This window comes from Pseudomonas putida, assembly GCA_029953615.1.
Taxonomy (GTDB): Bacteria; Pseudomonadota; Gammaproteobacteria; order Pseudomonadales; family Pseudomonadaceae; genus Aquipseudomonas.
Map to the genome: position 1 here is coordinate 1,901,192 of CP124529.1, position 17,348 is coordinate 1,918,539.

General features: G+C 61.8%; 14 protein-coding genes. 4 read left to right on the forward strand and 10 right to left on the reverse strand.

Going from position 1 to position 17,348, the window contains the following annotated elements; all coding sequences use genetic code 11:
- Nucleotides 1-65: 65 nt before the first annotated feature.
- The 3 genes from hutU to hutC all read right to left on the reverse strand — a co-directional run bounded on the left by hutU (nt 66) and on the right by hutC (nt 3,276).
- Entirely contained in the window at nt 66-1,739 is a 1,674-nt protein-coding gene (gene hutU / locus QIY50_08740; protein WGV22246.1) for a urocanate hydratase, read from the reverse strand.
- 257 nt (nt 1,740-1,996) lie between these two features.
- Nucleotides 1,997-2,569, reverse strand: coding sequence for a HutD family protein (locus QIY50_08745; GenBank protein ID WGV22247.1), 573 nt, complete (start codon nt 2,567-2,569; stop codon nt 1,997-1,999).
- Nucleotides 2,566-3,276, reverse strand: a complete 711-nt coding sequence (gene hutC, locus QIY50_08750; protein ID WGV23022.1) for a histidine utilization repressor — start codon at nt 3,274-3,276, stop codon at nt 2,566-2,568. The genes QIY50_08745 and hutC overlap by 4 nt, the downstream gene beginning before the upstream one ends.
- Before the next feature lie 145 nt (nt 3,277-3,421).
- Between hutC and QIY50_08755 the strand changes: the two genes are divergently transcribed.
- Nucleotides 3,422-4,786, forward strand: a complete 1,365-nt coding sequence (locus tag QIY50_08755; protein ID WGV22248.1) for a formimidoylglutamate deiminase — start codon at nt 3,422-3,424, stop codon at nt 4,784-4,786.
- 145 nt (nt 4,787-4,931) lie between these two features.
- Here the strand turns inward: QIY50_08755 and QIY50_08760 are convergent, their stop codons facing one another.
- From QIY50_08760 to QIY50_08780, 5 genes are all read right to left on the reverse strand, one after another.
- Complete coding sequence (locus tag QIY50_08760; protein WGV22249.1) at nt 4,932-5,504, reverse strand: lipocalin family protein; 573 nt, start codon at nt 5,502-5,504, stop codon at nt 4,932-4,934.
- Nucleotides 5,501-5,755 carry an outer membrane protein assembly factor BamE gene (gene bamE / locus QIY50_08765; protein ID WGV22250.1) on the reverse strand — a complete coding sequence of 85 codons (255 nt, stop codon included), beginning with the start codon at nt 5,753-5,755 and terminating at the stop codon, nt 5,501-5,503. Before bamE ends, QIY50_08760 begins: the two co-directional genes overlap by 4 nt.
- 295 nt (nt 5,756-6,050) lie before the next feature.
- Nucleotides 6,051-6,647, reverse strand: coding sequence for a DUF924 family protein (locus QIY50_08770; GenBank protein WGV22251.1), 597 nt, complete (start codon nt 6,645-6,647; stop codon nt 6,051-6,053).
- 3 nt (nt 6,648-6,650) lie between these two features.
- Entirely contained in the window at nt 6,651-7,661 is a 1,011-nt protein-coding gene (locus tag QIY50_08775) for a class 1 fructose-bisphosphatase (GenBank protein ID WGV22252.1), read from the reverse strand.
- A 255-nt stretch (nt 7,662-7,916) separates the two neighbouring features.
- Nucleotides 7,917-10,367, reverse strand: coding sequence for a glycogen/starch/alpha-glucan phosphorylase (locus QIY50_08780; protein ID WGV22253.1), 2,451 nt, complete (start codon nt 10,365-10,367; stop codon nt 7,917-7,919).
- Between the two features lie 184 nt (nt 10,368-10,551).
- On the opposite strand from QIY50_08780, the gene QIY50_08785 reads away from it, so the two are divergent.
- Nucleotides 10,552-10,956, forward strand: coding sequence for a YkgJ family cysteine cluster protein (locus QIY50_08785; GenBank protein WGV22254.1), 405 nt, complete (start codon nt 10,552-10,554; stop codon nt 10,954-10,956).
- A 170-nt stretch (nt 10,957-11,126) separates the two neighbouring features.
- Here the strand turns inward: QIY50_08785 and typA are convergent, their stop codons facing one another.
- Both typA and thiI read right to left on the reverse strand, forming a co-directional pair.
- Nucleotides 11,127-12,947, reverse strand: coding sequence for a translational GTPase TypA (typA, locus tag QIY50_08790; GenBank protein WGV22255.1), 1,821 nt, complete (start codon nt 12,945-12,947; stop codon nt 11,127-11,129).
- 127 nt (nt 12,948-13,074) lie between these two features.
- On the reverse strand, nt 13,075-14,529 hold the full coding sequence (thiI, locus tag QIY50_08795) for a tRNA uracil 4-sulfurtransferase ThiI (GenBank protein WGV22256.1): 1,455 nt from the start codon (nt 14,527-14,529) through the stop codon (nt 13,075-13,077).
- A gap of 490 nt (nt 14,530-15,019) precedes the next feature.
- On the opposite strand from thiI, the gene glnA reads away from it, so the two are divergent.
- Both glnA and QIY50_08805 read left to right on the forward strand, forming a co-directional pair.
- Nucleotides 15,020-16,426, forward strand: coding sequence for a type I glutamate--ammonia ligase (gene glnA / locus QIY50_08800; GenBank protein ID WGV22257.1), 1,407 nt, complete (start codon nt 15,020-15,022; stop codon nt 16,424-16,426).
- Between the two features lie 152 nt (nt 16,427-16,578).
- Nucleotides 16,579-17,046, forward strand: coding sequence for a cupin domain-containing protein (locus QIY50_08805; protein ID WGV22258.1), 468 nt, complete (start codon nt 16,579-16,581; stop codon nt 17,044-17,046).
- Nucleotides 17,047-17,348: the final 302 nt, after the last annotated feature.

The window sequence follows — 17,348 nt, forward strand, 5'->3', positions numbered from 1 at the left end:
GTGCCTGCGCGCCCCTTCTTGTTGTTCAGTATCACCCTTGTGGGGTGCGATCCAAAGCGTGGCGATCAGCCAGTGATCATTGGCAGGTCCAGGCCCTGCTCCTTGGCGCAATCGATGGCGATGTCGTAACCGGCATCGGCATGGCGCATTACACCGGTCCCCGGGTCGTTGGTCAGCACGCGGGCAATACGCTCGGCGGCTTCGTCGGTACCGTCGCAGACGATGACCATGCCCGAGTGCTGGGAGAAGCCCATGCCCACGCCACCACCGTGGTGCAGCGACACCCAGGTAGCACCGCCGGCGGTGTTCAGCAGGGCGTTGAGCAGCGGCCAGTCGGAAACAGCGTCGGAGCCGTCGCGCATGGCTTCGGTTTCACGGTTGGGGCTGGACACCGAACCGGAGTCCAGGTGGTCGCGGCCGATGACGACTGGCGCCGACAGCTCGCCGCTGCGGACCATTTCGTTGAACGCCAGGCCCAGCTTGGCGCGCAGACCCAGACCCACCCAGCAGATACGTGCCGGCAGGCCCTGGAAGCTGATGCGCTCGCGGGCCATGTCCAGCCAGCGGTGCAGGTGAGCGTCGTCGGGGATCAGTTCCTTGACCTTGGCGTCGGTCTTGTAGATGTCCTCGGCATCACCGGACAGCGCCGCCCAGCGGAACGGGCCGATGCCACGGCAGAACAGCGGACGGATGTAGGCCGGTACGAAGCCCGGGAAGTCGAAGGCATTGGCCACGCCCTCTTCCTTGGCCATCTGGCGGATGTTGTTGCCGTAGTCGAAGGTCGGGATGCCCTGCTTCTGGAAGTCGAGCATGGCTTGAACGTGCACGGCCATCGATTGCTTGGCAGCCTTGACCACTGCGGCCGGTTCGGTCTGCGCACGGTCGCGGTATTGCTCCCAGGTCCAGCCGGCAGGCAGGTAGCCGTTCAGTGGGTCGTGGGCACTGGTCTGGTCGGTGACCATGTCCGGGCGCACGCCACGCTTGACCAGCTCTGGCAGGATTTCGGCAGCGTTGCCGTGCAGGGCAATGGAGATGGCTTTGCCTTCCGCGGTGTACCTGGCGATGCGTGCCAGGGCGTCGTCGAGGTCGGTTGCCTGCTCGTCGACGTAACGGGTTTCCAGGCGGAAGTCGATGCGGCTCTGCTGGCATTCGATGTTCAGCGAGCAGGCGCCGGCCAGGGTGGCGGCCAGTGGCTGGGCGCCACCCATGCCGCCCAGGCCAGCGGTGAGAACCCACTTGCCTTTCAGGCTGCCGCCGTAATGCTGGCGACCGGCTTCGACGAAGGTTTCGTAGGTGCCCTGGACGATGCCCTGGCTGCCGATGTAGATCCAGCTGCCGGCGGTCATCTGGCCGTACATGGCCAGGCCCTTGGCGTCCAGTTCGTTGAAGTGTTCCCAGTTGGCCCAGTGCGGCACCAGGTTGGAGTTGGCGATCAGCACGCGCGGGGCGTTGCTGTGGGTCTTGAACACGCCAACCGGCTTGCCCGATTGCACCAGCAGGGTTTCATCGTCTTCCAGGCGGGTCAGTGTCTCGACGATCTTGTCGTAGCAGGCCCAGTTGCGCGCAGCGCGGCCGATGCCACCGTACACCACCAGTTCTTTCGGGTTTTCCGCGACCTGTGGATCGAGGTTGTTCATCAGCATGCGCAGTGGCGCTTCGGTCAGCCAGCTTTTGGCGGTCAGCTTGTTGCCACGTGGGGCACGGATTTCAACGTCACGGTATTTGTTGTTGTCGGTCACGGGAAAGGTCCTCTACGGTCGTCCGCGGGCGGGTATGTCGTGGTAGATATACAAACACACCTTTACTTGTATGTACAAGCATGGACAACCAAAATAATTGGACTGATCCGCTGAGCGGTTGAAAAAGCTGGGGCCGCTTTGCGGCCCTATCGCGACACAAGGCCGCTCCTACAGGGGACCACGTCAGCCAGGGCATACGCGGTCGCTGTAGGAGCGGCCTTGTGTCGCGATAGGGCTGCGCAGCAGCCCCGACTATCTCAACGTGAAACGAGTTCGATCAGGCAGCAGCGCCCCTGCACATCCAGCCCCAGCAACTGGTCATTACCCTCCAGTCGCAGGCAGTCATACAACCCCAGCCGCTGCGTCTCGCGCCCGGCAATGCCAACCTCGACCTGATTGCTGGCCGCAAACAGCAACACCGTCGAAGCCGAGCTGTACAAGCGACTGGTACCATCGAACCACTGCAACCGCGCCCGATAGCGCTGCGGTGCATAGATCAGGTTGAAATCGCGGATCGCCCCGCCCAGCAGCTTGCAACTGACCTGGCTCTCGCCGCTGAAGGCAAAGGCATCGAACGGCAGCAACGGCCGGCTGGCCTGGCCGTCGACCAGCAGGCGCATGCCGTCGCCCTGCAGCACGGTGATGATCCGCTGGTAGCCGGCGAAGGTGGAAAAGCCGCCGGACTCCTTGATATCGGCAATCGACAGGCGCCAGCCAAAGCCGTCCAGGCCCTCGCCATTGTCGCGGGTAATTTCTTCGGTGAAACCGCCACCGTTCTTCCAAGGCATGCGCGGGTAGCCCTGCGCACGCAACAACTGCAACTGACTCATTTACTGAAACGTCCTTCCAGGCGATGACGGGAACCGGGGTGGATCAGCCGCGCGGCGGTCACCGGCTGGCGGCCGGACCAGGTGCGACGGCGGATCAGCAGGCAAGGCTCGCCCCGCTCGATCTGCAACAGGCGGCATTCTTCCGGCTCGGCCAGGATGGCCTCGACCACGTGTTCACCCTCGGTCAGCGGCGCCACCTGCGACAGGTAGGCGTAAGGCGTCTGCCGGGTGAAGTCCTGCTTGAGGTAATCGGGGGCAATCGCCGCGTTGACGTAGCGGTCCTCGATCTGCACCGGCACGCCGTTCTCGAAATGCACGATCAGCGAGTGGAACACCCGCTGGCCTTCGCGCATGTCCAGGGCCAGGGCCCGCTCGGAACCGGCCGTTTCCTCGGTGAGGGTGATCACCTGGCAGCTATGCTGGTGGCCACGCGCAGTGATTTCGTCGGCAATGTTGTTGACCTCGAACAGCGCCGAACGGCCCTTGGGCTCGGCCACGAAGGTACCGACCCCTTGCATGCGTACCAGCAGGCCTTCGGCGGTAAGTTCGCGCAGGGCGCGGTTGATGGTCATGCGGCTGAAGCCCAGTTCGCTGACCAGCTCGCTCTCCGAGGGTACCCGGTGATGCGGCGGCCAGCTGCCGTTGTCGATCTGCTGGATGATCATCTGTTTGACCCGGGCGTACAGCGGCGCCGGGCCCTCGCCCATCTGGGCAACCAGCGCGGAGACAGGAGGTGTCGGCACGGCGTTGGATCCTTGTGCAAATGGAATGAGCGGTAGCTTGCCGCAGTTTACCCGGCAGGCAAACGCCTGTATATGTATATACAAGTTAACAATAACAGGATTTGCACCGATGTCCGCCTACTTCGCCGAACGCGCCCTGCTGCCCACAGGCTGGGCCAGCAATGTCCGCATCGAGGTCGCCAGCGATGGCCACGTGGCCCGCATCGAGCCGGGCGGTTCGGCCGAAGGCGCCGAGCGCCTGGCCGGCCCGCTGCTGCCGGGCATGCCCAACCTGCACTCGCATGCCTTCCAGCGCGCCATGGCGGGGCTGGCGGAAGTCGCCGGCAACCCCAACGACAGCTTCTGGACCTGGCGTGACCTGATGTACCGCCTGGTTGGCCAGATCAGCCCGGAACAGCTGCAGGTGATCGCCCGCCAGCTGTACATCGAGATGCTCAAGGCCGGCTACACCTCCGTGGCCGAATTCCACTACGTGCACCACGACCAGGCGGGCAAGGCCTATGCCGACCCGGCCGAACTGTCCCGCCGCATCAGCGCAGCCGCAGCCGGCAGCGGCATTGGCCTGACCTTGCTGCCGGTGCTGTACAGCCACGCCGGCTTCGGCGGCCAGGCGCCAAATGACGGGCAACGGCGCTTCATCAACTCCACCGAACAGTACCTGCAACTGCAAGCGCAACTGGCCCCGCTGCTGGCCGCGCAACCGGCGCAGCAACTGGGCTTGTGCTTCCACTCGCTGCGGGCGGTGACGCCCGGGCAGATTGTCGAGGTGCTGGCCGCCAGCGACAAGCAATGCCCTGTGCATATCCACATCGCCGAGCAGCAGAAGGAAGTCGACGACTGCCTGGCCTGGAGCGGCCTGCGCCCGTTGCAGTGGCTGTACGAGCATGTCGACGTCGACCCGCGCTGGTGCCTGGTGCACGCTACCCATGCCGAGCCGGATGAAGTCACCGCCATGGCTCGCAGCGGCGCGGTAGCCGGGCTGTGCCTGACCACCGAGGCCAACCTCGGCGACGGGATTTTCCCGGCAGTGGACTACCTGGCGCAGGGTGGGCGGATGGGCATTGGTTCGGACAGCCATGTATCGCTGAGCGTGGTGGAGGAGCTGCGCTGGCTGGAATATGGCCAGCGGCTGCGCGACCAGCGGCGCAACCGCCTGTATCGCGGCGACCAGCCGATGGTCGGGCGCACGCTGTATGACGCTGCGCTGGCGGGCGGTGCGCAGGCGCTGGGGCAGGCGGTCGGTGAGCTGGCCGTAGGCAAGCGCGCGGACTGGCTGGTGCTCGACGGCCAGGACCCTTACATCGCCATGGCCGATGGCGATGCCATTCTCAACCGCTGGCTGTTTGCCGGCGGCGATCGCCAGGTGCGCGATGTAATGGTCAATGGGCAGTGGGTGGTGCGCCAGGGGCGGCATGCGCAGGAAGAGCAAAGCGCGCGGGCGTTTGCCGAGGTGTTGCGCCAGCTTTTGGGGTAAGTGTATTGGGGCTGCTTTGCAGCCCTTCGCGGCGGTTCGGCGCCCCGACACGCCCGCTCCCACAGGTTCTGCGCTAAACCCTGTGGGAGCGGGCGTGTCGGGGCGCCGAACCGCCGCGAAGGGTTGCAAAGCAACCCCAGAAAATTCAGTGCCTCTTGACGATCTGTTGGTCCGATGCGCGCCAGATCAAGCGGCTGGTGTCATAGCCCTGCTGCCGCGCCTTGGACATCAGGTTCTCGCGCTCCCAGGCAGGTAGCGTCGGCGTGCGCGACAGGATCCACAGGTGCTTGCGGTCCGGGCTGCCGACCACCGCCGTGCGGTAGCGATCATCCACGTACAGAATCCAGTACTCGCCCCTGGCCACGCCAGGCACCAGCTTGGTGAACCAGTTATCGAACTCGATCCAGAGTTTGTCGGTGTGCCCCGGTTCCTGGATGTTCGCATGCCCTTCGGCGCGCAACCATTCGTCACCCATGGTGCGGCAGCGGTTGAGCACGCCGAGGCTACCATCGAGCCTGAGGTTGTAGTGCGCTTCGGACTGCTCGCAGCCGGTCTGATAGCGCATCGGCAGGCGCGCCAGCTCATACCACTTGCCCTGATAGCGCTTGAGGTCGATGTTGCCTGCAGTTTTCGGTGCCAGCGGGTCATGCACGGAGCCGGCACAACCGCCCAGCAGCAACGCCAGGCATACCCCCATCAGCAGATACAGACGTCTCATTTGAGACCCTGCCCTGAATACATCAGTACCTTGTCAGCCGCGTACTGCACGCTGATGAAGCTCTTCTCGTCCCCCCAGGTGCAGCTGCTCATGCCCAGTGCGCCAGAGCACTCGGTCGGCGTACCGAGCAGCTGCTCGACCTCGGCCTTGTTCATACCGGCCTTGATCTTGGAATAGTTTTCCTGGTTGATCTTGCTGCAGGCAGTCAGGACGACGCACAGCGACAACAGGGCGAGGGAACGCAACGACATGAAGGACACTCCTGAAGAGGGGATACAGGCGAGTGGCCTGCAGTGACCTTCGACGAAAAAAAGCCTCCCAGGTTCCCTGCCCTACCCCCTTTGCGCCTACACCATTGGTCGGATGGCCACTACTGTGCGATTAATCACAAAGCATTAATCACCCGCCCAATAAAAAAGCCGCCCCTACGCACTGTAGGAGCAGCCTTGTGCTGCGAAAGGGCCGGTAAGGTCAACAGGAATGCATGGGCCGCGAGGGCCTCTTCGCAGCGCAAGGCTGCTCCTGCAAAAAGCCGCCAGCGTGGCGTCAGAACCTGGACCCAGGCTCCAGCAAAAAATCCATCTCTTCGCTGGTGCTCGGCCGCTCCAGCACCAGATTGCGGTGCGGGAAGCGCCCGAACCGGGCAATCACCCGCTGGTGCTGCTCGGCATAGTCGAGGAAGCCTTCGAACAACCGGCGGTTGGCCTCAGGCTGCTCGTCCAGCAACAGCTGGTAGCGTTCGACGCACAGGTTCTGCCAGTCCAGCACTTCGGCATGCTCCAGTACCAGCAGCACGAACACCCGCTGGATCGGCAGCAACTGGTAATCCCAGTGTTTCTGCAAACCCTGCATCGCCACCACCTGGGCACGCCGGTCGCCCTCGAAGGCGCGCGGCGTGTCGCGGTAGATCATGCGTGGCAGCTGGTCCAGCAGGAGCAGCAGACCCAGCCAGCCCTGCGGGCTTTGCTGCCACTCGTCAAGCCCACCCGCCAGGGCATGCTCGACCAGATCGCCAAACAGCGCCTGGGCCTCGGCGTCATGATGCTTGCCGAACCACAGCGTGCTCTTCTCGTCAGCCACGGCCTGGGGACTGGTGCCCCAACCGAACCACCACTCCAGCAACGGCTGCCAAGGTGCGAGCATGACTTACTCCTTGTGGTAGGCGGTAACGCGCTCGACCTCTTCCTTCGAGCCGAGGATTACCGACACTCGCTGGTGCAGGCTTTCCGGCTTGATGTCGAGGATGCGATCGTAACCGTTGGTGGAAGCGCCGCCAGCCTGTTCGATGATGAACGACATCGGGTTGGCTTCGTACATCAGGCGCAGCTTGCCCGGCTTGCTCGGTTCGCGGGCGTCACGTGGGTACATGAACAGGCCGCCACGGGTCAGGATGCGGTGCACGTCGGCCACCATCGAGGCGATCCAGCGCATGTTGTAGTTCTTTTTCAGCGGGCCGGTCTCGCCTGCCAGCAGTTCGCCCACGTAACGCTGAACCGGGGCTTCCCAGTGGCGCTGGTTGGACATGTTGATGGCGAACTCGGCGGTGCTTTCCGGTACGCGGATGTTTTCATGGGTGAGGACGAAGCTGCCCAGTTCGCGGTCCAGGGTGAAGCCCTTGACGCCGTTGCCCAGGGTCAGGATCAGCATGGTCTGCGGGCCATAGATGGCGTAACCGGCGGCGACCTGCTGGGTGCCTGGCTGCAGGAAGGCATTTTCGTTCAGGGTTTCGTTCTGGCTCAGGTACTCGTTAGGGCAACGCAGTACCGAGAAGATGGTGCCGACCGAAACGTTGACGTCGATGTTGGACGAGCCATCCAGCGGGTCGAAGACCAGCAGGTAGGCGCCTTTCGGGTACTTGCCCGGGATCTGGTAGGCGTTGTCCATTTCTTCGGAAGCCATGCCGGCCAGGTGGCCGCCCCACTCGTTGGCTTCCAGCAGGATATCGTTGGAAATCACGTCCAGTTTCTTCTGGACTTCGCCCTGCACGTTTTCAGTGCCCATGCTGCCCAGTACACCGCCGAGGGCGCCTTTGGACACGTGATGGCTGATTTCCTTGCACGCACGCGCCACCACCTCGATCAGGAAGCGCAGATCGGCAGGGGTATTGTTGCTGCGGGTCTGCTCAATCAGATAGCGACTCAGGGTAACGCGGGACATGTATGGCTCCGAAAGGATTGGGGGATAAAAAACCCACGCAGTTTACAGGGAGAGTTGCGGGCTAGCGAGTGATGAGACTCGCCACGGCTCTCAGACGGCACAATAGGTCGGTAGTTCAGCGCGCGCCAGGCCGGTGGTCTGGTTGTGGGCCCATTCGCGGGCACGCCCGCTCCCACAGGGATTGCACAGCCTTCGAAACCTGTGCAGTCCCTGTGGGAGCGGGCGTGCCCGCGAAGAGGCCGGAACAGACTTACATCAATCCAGAGCCTTCCAGATCTCGCTGGCATACTCCCGAATGGTCCGGTCCGACGAGAACCAACCCATCCGCGCAGTGTTCAGCACCGCCATGCGCCACCACTCCTGCGGCTTGTGCCACAGGTCCTCGACCCGCTGCTGGGCATCCCAGTAGGCATCGAAGTCGGCGCACACCAGGAAGCGGTCATAGGCCACCAGCCCGTCGATCAAGGCGCTGTAGCGCGAAGGATCATCCGGCGAGAACACCCCGCTGCGAATGGCCTGCAGCACATCATTCAGGCGACTCGATGCGGCAATTGCCGCCGTCGCACCGAAGTCCCCGGCGCGGCGCCGCGCTTCCACCTGCTGCGCGGTAAGGCCGAAGATGAACATGTTGTCGGCACCGACCTGCTCGCTCATTTCCACGTTGGCACCATCCAGGGTGCCGATGGTCAGCGCGCCGTTGAGGCCGAACTTCATGTTGCTGGTGCCGGAAGCTTCGTAACCAGCGGTGGAAATCTGCTCCGAAAGGTCTGCCGCAGGGATGATGCTTTCGGCCAGGCTGACGTTGTAATTGGGCAGGAACACCACCTTCAGCAGGCCGCGCACGGTCGGGTCGTTGTTCACCACCCGAGCGATGTCGTTGGCCAGCTTGATGATCAGCTTGGCCTGGTGATAGCTGGCCGCGGCCTTGCCGGCGAAAATCTTCACCCGCGGCACCCAGTCGGTACCGGGGTCGTTGCGCATGGCCTGGTACAGCGCCACGGTATGCAGCAGGTTGAGCAATTGGCGTTTGTACTCGTGAATGCGCTTGACCTGCACATCGAACAACGCCTCGGGGTTTACCGTGACGCCCAGGCGGTCCTGGATGATGCTGGCCAAGGCTCGCTTGCTGTGCAGGCGCTGCGCGGCGAACTGTTTGCGGAAGCCGCTCTTGTCGGCGAACGGCACCAGATTGGCCAGACGCCCTTCGGGGTCATCCAGCAGCTCCGGTCCCAGCGCCTCTACCAGCATCGCGGTCAGTTGCGGGTTGGACTGGTACAGCCAGCGGCGGAAGGTAATGCCGTTGGTCTTGTTGTTGATCCGTTGCGGGTACAGCTTGTGCAACTCGGCGAATACCGTGCTTTTCATCAGCTTGCTGTGCAGCGCGGATACACCGTTGACACTGTGCGAGCCGAGGAAAGCCAGGTTGCCCATGCGCACCCGGCGGCCGTTGTCTTCTTCGATCAAAGACACGGCCCGCAGCACATCGAAGTCGTGCAGGCCTTTCGCCCGCAGCGCGTCGATATGGTAGGCGTTGATCAGGTAGATGATCTGCATGTGCCGCGGCAGCATGCGCTCCATCAACGCCACCGGCCAGGTTTCCAGGGCTTCGGGCAGCAAGGTGTGGTTGGTGTAGGCCAACGTGCCGACAGTCAGCTCCCAGGCGGTATCCCAAGGAATTTCATGCTGGTCGACCAGCAGGCGCATCAGCTCGGCCACGGCGATCGACGGGTGGGTATCGTTGAGCTGGATGGCCGCCGCATCCGGCAGGTTGAGCAGGTTGTCATGCATGTTCAGGTGGCGGCGCAGCAGGTCCTGCAGCGAAGCCGAGACAAAAAAGTATTCCTGGCGCAGGCGCAGTTCCTGGCCCGCCTCGGTGCTGTCGGCCGGGTACAGCACCCGCGAAATGCTCTCGGCCCGTGCCACCTCGGCCACCGCGCCCAGGTGGTCGCCGGCGTTGAAGCGCTCCAGATGCAGCTCTTCCAGCGCCCGAGCACGCCACAGGCGCAGGGTGTTGACGCTGGCCCCGCGCCAACCGACCACCGGGGTGTCATAGGCCACCGCCCGCACGGTCTCGCCCGGCCACCACACCTGGCGCTGCTGGCCATGGGTGTCGTGCACCGTTTCGACGCTGCCGCCAAAGCTGATCGGGTAGATCACCTCGGCGCGCTCGAACTCCCAGGGGTTGCCAAAGTCCAGCCAGTTCTCGGTCTGCTCCTGCTGCCAGCCATCAACCATGGCCTGGCGGAACAGCCCGTGTTCGTAGCGGATGCCGTAACCGTGGGCGGCGATGCCCAGGGTCGACATGCTCTCCATGAAGCACGCCGCCAGGCGGCCCAGGCCACCGTTGCCCAGCGCGGCATCGGGCTCGAGCAGGCGGATGCGTTCCAGGTCCACGTCCAGCCCTTCCAGGGCGTCGCGGGCAATGTCGAGCAGGCCCAGGTTGCTCAGGCTGTCGTACAGCAGCCGGCCGATGAGGAATTCGAGGGAAAGGTAATAGACCCGCTTCTGGCTGCGGCGATAAGCCTGACGAGTGTGGTCCATCCAGTGATCGACCATGTGATCGCGCGCGGCCAGGGCAATGGCTTCGAACCAGTCGTGGTCGAAAGCGTGCTCCGGGTCCTTGCCGACCGCGTAGGTCAGCTTGTCCAGTACAGCGGCGCGGAATTCGGCCACCTCGGCGTCACGAGCTTTGGGTTCCTGGGACATGCGGCATCCTCGGGCAAGTTGACGAAAACGGAGGGAGACTGTTGAGCCTAGACCCTTCGACAGGGAGTGACAGTTACCGTTCGCAGTTTTCATGCCCACTCTGCGATTCCGGCAAAAGGTTGTTCATAAATTGAACAATTCCGGTATGATCGCGCGCCCCAAGACCGTGATACACCTCATAATGATGAAAACGACCCTGATCGCCGCAGCCGAAGTCGACCGCCTGGAGACCTGGCAGCGCTACACCAGCAACATGTGCCATGGCTGCCATTCGACCTGCTGCACCCTGCCGGTGGAGGTGAAGATCAAGGATCTGATCCGTATCGGCGTGGTCGATGAGTTCGAGAAAGACGAACCGCCGAAGAACATCGCCAAGCGCCTGCAGAAGGACGGCATCATCGAGCGCTTCAACCAGAAATCCGGGATCTTCACCCTGACCCGGATGAGCAATGACGACTGCCTTTATCTGGATCGTAAAAGCCGCCTGTGCACCATTTATGACAAGCGGCCGGACACCTGCCGCAACCACCCCAAGGTCGGGCCGCGGCCGGGGTATTGTGCCTACAAGCCCAAGGTGGTCGGGCGCTAAGCGCTAGCCTTCAAGGGCCCCTTCGCGGGCTTGCCCGCTCCCACAGGACCTGTGTAGTACCTGTGGGAGCGGGCAAGCCCGCGAAGGGGCCAGCACAAATCCTGCAGGCAAACAAAAACGCCCCCGGCCTTTCGACCGGGGGCGTTTTCGTTTCAGCTCAAGCTAGACGATCAAGCCTTGGCTTTCTTGGCAGCGCGGGTACGCTCGCCTTCGTCCAGGATCTTCTTGCGCAGGCGGATCGACTTCGGCGTCACTTCGCACAGCTCGTCGTCCTGGATGAACTCCAGGGCCTGTTCCAGGGTGTGGCGAACCGGCGGTACCAGGGCGATGACTTCGTCTTTGCCCGAAGCACGCATGTTGTCGAGCTTCTTGCCCTTGGTCGGGTTCACGCCCAGGTCGTTGTCACGGCTGTTCAGGCCGATGATCTGACCGTTGTAGATCTCCTGGCCGTGTTCAACGAACAGCTTGCCGCGAGCCTGCAGGGTTTCCAGCGAGTAGGTCAGCGCCTTGCCGGTCTCTACCGATACCAGAACGCCGTTCAGACGGCCGGACATCTGGCCCGACTTCATGGTGTCGTAGCGATCGAAGATCGAGGTCAGGATGCCTGCACCGTTGGTCAGGGTCAGGAACTGGTTACGGAAACCGATCAGACCGCGGGCTGGAATGTTGTATTCCAGGCGAACACGGCCCTTGCCATCCGGCACCATGTTGGTCAGGTCGCCCTTACGCAGGCCCATCTCTTCCATGACCTTGCCCTGGGATTCTTCAGGGATGTCGATGGTGACGTTCTCGAACGGCTCCTGCTTCACGCCGTCGACTTCGCGGATGATCACTTCAGGACGGCCTACGGCCATCTCGAAGCCTTCACGACGCATGGTTTCGATCAGTACCGACAGATGCAGTTCACCGCGGCCCGATACCTTGAATTTGTCAGGAGAATCAGTTTCCTGAACGCGCAGGGCTACGTTGTACAGCAGCTCTTTGTCCAGACGGTCCTTGATGTTACGGCTGGTGACGAACTTGCCTTCCTTGCCGCAGAACGGCGAGTCGTTGACCTGGAAGGTCATCGAAACGGTTGGCTCGTCGACGGTCAGCGGCTTCATCGCTTCTACCGCATCCGGTGCGCAAAGGGTGTCGGAGATGAACAGCTCGTCGAAACCGCTGATGCAGACGATATCGCCCGCCTGGGCTTCTTCGACATCCACGCGGTGCAGGCCGTGGTGACCCATCAGCTTCAGGATACGACCGTTACGCTTCTTGCCGTTGGTGTCGATGGCGACAACCGGGGTGTTCGGCTTGACGCGACCACGGGCGATACGGCCAACGCCGATAACACCGAGGAAGCTGTTGTAGTCCAGTGCGGAGATCTGCATCTGGAACGGGCCGTCACGGTCAACGGACGGTGCTGGTACGTTGTCGACGATCGACTGGTACAGCGCGGTCATGTCTTCGCCCATTTCGGTGTGGTCCAGACCGGCAATGCCATTCAGGGCCGAGGCGTAGACAACCTTGAAGTCCAGCTGCTCATCGGTGGCACCGAGGTTGTCGAACAGGTCGAAGATCTGGTCCAGAACCCAGTCAGGACGCGCGCCCGGGCGGTCAACCTTGTTGATCACGACGATTGGCTTCAGGCCAGCTTCGAAAGCCTTTTTGGTCACGAAGCGGGTTTGCGGCATCGGGCCGTCCTGGGCGTCGACCAGCAGCAGCACGGAGTCGACCATGGACATTACACGCTCGACCTCGCCACCGAAGTCGGCGTGGCCGGGGGTGTCGACGATGTTGATGTGGTAGCCGTTCCAGTTGATGGCGGTGTTTTTCGCCAGAATGGTAATGCCGCGCTCTTTTTCCTGGTCGTTGGAGTCCATCACGCGCTCGTCGTTGAGCTCGTTACGCTCCAGGGTGCCGGACTGGCGCAGGAGTTTGTCGACCAGGGTGGTTTTACCATGGTCAACGTGGGCGATGATGGCGATGTTACGCAGATTTTCGATCACAACTGTATCTCGATCAGAGGATTCGGTTGCCGCCAGTGTAGGCGGCGAATATGTACGGTTTGAGGCTCAGCGGGCCCGATGGTCGGGAGGGCGATGGCGGATGCTGCCGCCATACAGCCCTGGCGTCTTATGTCGGACGATAAACACGCACATTGGCATGTCCCTCACTGAGCAGGTGGTGTGCGTGCAGGCGGCTCATCACACCTTTGTCGCAATACAGCAAGTACTGGCGCGTAGGGTCCAGGTGCTTGAACTTGCTGTTGATTGCGTAGAATGGCATGGCCTGGACTTCGATACCCTCCAGCACCAGAGGTTCGTCTTCCTGGGCATCGGGGTGACGAATGTCGATGACGATCTGGCCTGGCAGCGCCTCGGCCACTTCCTCGACTTCGACGTCCTTGCCCAATTCATCGATCACATGGTCGATGGAAATGAATTTGGCACGCTCCAGGGCGCGCTCCAGCACAGCCATGTCGAACTGCTTTTCTTCGTGCTCCATGCGGTGACGCTTGGCATGGGTAGTCGGGTTTACCGAAATCACGCCGCAGTATTCCGGCATGTGCTTGGCGAAGTCGGCGGTGCCGATTTCGGTAGCCTGGTCGATGATGTCCTGCTTGTGGCTGGCCAGCAGCGGGCGCAATACCAGCTTGTCGGTGGCCGAGTCGATGATCGACAGGTTCGGCAGGGTCTGGCTGGACACCTGGGAAATCGCCTCGCCGGTAACCAGCGCATCGATCTGCAGACGGTCGGCCATGTGCGCGGCACCGCGCAGCATCATGCGCTTGAGGGTTACGCCCATATAGCTGTTGTCGACCTTGTTGAGGATCTCGCCGACCACTTCTTCAAACGGCACGCTGATGAACAGCACGCGCTGGCTGCTGCCGTACTTTTTCCACAGGTAGTGAGCCACTTCCATCACGCCCAGTTCGTGGGCACGGCCACCGAGGTTGAAGAAGCAGAAGTGGGTCATCAGACCGCGGCGCATCATCTGGTAGGCCGCCACGGTGGAGTCGAAGCCGCCGGACATCAGCACCAGGGTCTGCTCCAGGGCACCCAGCGGATAGCCGCCAATACCGTTGTGCTGGTTATGGATCACGTACAGACGCTGGTCGCGGATTTCGATGCGCACCAGCACTTCCGGGCTCTTCAGCTCGATGCCGGCGGCGCCGCACTGCTGGCGCAGCTGGCTGCCGACGTAACGGTCAACGTCCATCGAGGTGAAGTCGTGGTGGCCGCCGCGCTTGCAGCGCACGGCGAAGTGCTTGCCGGCCAGCAGGTGCCCGAAGTGCTGCTTGCACTTGGCGACGATGTCGTCGAAGTCACCGAGCGGGTATTCCTCTACCTGCAGAAAGTGGGTGATACCCGGGGTGCAGGTGAGGCGCTCGATCATCTCGCGCTGGACTTTTTCGTCTTCGACGCGGGTGACCACTTCGAGGTTGTCCCAGACACCATCGACCACGAGCTCAGGGTCGAGGTCCTTGAGCACGTTGCGGATGTTCTTGCCGAGCTGGCGGATGAAGCGCTTGCGCACCGGCCGGCTCTTGATGGTGATTTCTGGGAAGACTTTGACGATAAGTTTCATTGGTTAACAGCGCGCACAGGGCCTGCCGAAAATGAGGGGCGCGAATTATAGCGGAAATTGCTCAGGATTTGACCAACTTTTGATCAGAAGCTTGCAGATAAATGCAGGAAGCAGGTTTTGTGCTGCCTGTCCCGGCCCTTTCGCGGGCACGCCCGCTCCCACAGGGACTGCACCGATTTCGAATGCAGTGTAATTCCTGTGGGAGCGGGCGTGCCCGCGAAGAGGCCCTTGAACAATGCACACCACTCAACCATCGCACCATATCAGTGCACTGCTACAAAAATTCGCATCTTAAGGGTGCATTTTTCCCCATCGACCCACCACCAGATGCCCGCAAACGCCCCCTTTTATCCCGCCCTCGCCATTTTCGGGCACTGGCATGCAATTTGCTCCCTTGTGAGGCAGGTACGCTTGGCCGACTATCCGCGCCCGGCAACACCCTTTTTCCAGGGCAGCGGCCCACCGCGCTCTAGACCATCCGGAGGACAACATGTCGAAGTCGGTTCAACTCATCAAAGATCATGACGTCAAGTGGATTGATCTGCGTTTCACGGACACCAAAGGCATTCAGCACCACGTGACCATGCCGTCGCGTGATGCGCTGGAAGACGACTTCTTCGAAGTCGGCAAGATGTTCGACGGTTCCTCCATCGCTGGCTGGAAAGGCATCGAAGCATCCGACATGATCCTGATGCCGGTCGACGAAACTGCCGTACTGGACCCGTTCACCGAAGAACCAACCCTGATCATCACCTGCGACATCGTCGACCCGTCGAGCATGCAGGGCTACGATCGCGACCCACGCGCCATCGCCAAACGCGCCGAAGAGTACCTGAAGAGCACCGGCATCGGTGACACCGTATTCGCAGGCCCCGAGCCAGAGTTCTTCATCTTCGACGAAGTGAAGTTCCAGTCGGACATCTCCGGCTCGATGTTCAAGATCTTCTCCGAGCAAGGCTCGTGGATGACCGGTGCTGACGTGGAAGGCGGCAACAAAGGCCACCGTCCAGGCGTGAAAGGCGGCTACTTCCCGGTTCCGCCGTTCGACCACGACCACGAAATCCGTACTGCCATGTGCAACGCACTGGAAGAAATGGGCCAGACCGTCGAAGTTCACCACCACGAAGTGGCGACTGCCGGCCAGAACGAAATCGGCGTCAAGTTCAACACCCTGGTGAAGAAGGCTGACGAAGTACAGGCGCTGAAGTACGTCGTGCACAACGTTGCCGACGCCTACGGCCGCACCGCTACCTTCATGCCGAAGCCCCTGTACGGCGACAACGGCTCGGGCATGCACGTGCACATGTCGATCTGGAAAGACGGCAAGAACACCTTCTCGGGTGAAGGCTATGCCGGCCTGTCCGACACTGCCCTGTACTTCATCGGCGGTATCATCAAGCACGGTAAGGCCCTGAACGGCTTCACCAACCCGTCGACCAACTCCTACAAGCGTCTGGTCCCAGGCTTCGAAGCCCCGGTAATGCTGGCCTACTCGGCGCGCAACCGCTCCGCCTCGATCCGTATTCCTTACGTCGGCAGCCCGAAAGCCCGCCGTATCGAAGCCCGCTTCCCGGACCCATCGGCCAACCCGTACCTGGCTTTCGCAGCCCTGCTGATGGCCGGCCTGGACGGTATCCAGAACAAGATCCACCCAGGCGATGCTGCCGACAAGAACCTGTACGACCTGCCGCCTGAAGAGGCCAAGGACATCCCGCAGGTTTGCGGCAGCCTGAAGGAAGCTCTGGAAGAGCTGGACAAAGGCCGTGCGTTCCTGACCAAGGGCGGCGTGTTCTCCGACGACTTCATCGATGCCTTCATCGAGCTGAAGAGCGAAGAAGAAATCAAGGTCCGCACCTTCGTTCACCCGCTGGAATACGAGCTGTACTACAGCTGCTGATCTGATCGGCGCACCTGCGCCGATCAGCTGACCGGAAACGGCCTTCTTCTGAAGGCCGTTTTTGTTTCAAGTCCCACCGATTCAGATGCTTCCTACAAACAAGGCCAACGTTGAGCGCGCACAATCCACTCTCCTGCAACGAGGGGATTGCCATGCGAACTGCGCTACTTCTGCTCACCACCTTGCTCATCACAGGTTGCGACAAAAACCCACCGCAAGCGGCCTCGATAGAAGCCAAGACCCTCCTGCGCACACGCGTGGCCTGGGACCAGACGCCCTATACGCATTACCCGGCGGGCCGGCCCGAACTGTCACTGATGAAAATCCGCATCCCTGCGCACACGACCATGGACTGGCATTGCCACCTGGCGCCCAACGCCGGCTACCTGCTCGATGGCCAGATCGAAGTCGAAAACGCTGCTGGCATACGGGTAATGCTCAACGCAGGCGATGCCTTGGCCGAGATCGTAGGCGGTCTGCATCGAGGACGCACTGCAGAGGCCTCCGCCGAAATCCTGATGTTCTATGCCGGCGCCCGAGGTGTGGCGCCCTTCACGCCAGCGGAAGAATGCCCGCAACCTGCGCCGAAACAAGGCATGGCCACGCCTACGGCAGGCTGAAAAGCTGATAGCGGAGCTTGTTGCCCGCGTCGACACCCGTCAGGTTCGGGATTCTTCTATGCTCTATATTGGTGCACAAAAGGGCATCAATCTCCGCCGCCATCGCCCAAAATAGGTCACAAGAACCGATTTATCAGGGCATTCTGGTCCGAATTTGCGCAATTCCAGGCTTTTATAGGGAAAATCCGCTTCTTTTCGGAGCCTTGGTTTGTTTCTTGCATTTTGCTTGCATCAGCGGATTCCACAGCGCGTCCGGCCCTGCCCACAGCCATAGTCGACACGCGCCAAAAGAGGTCAACGAC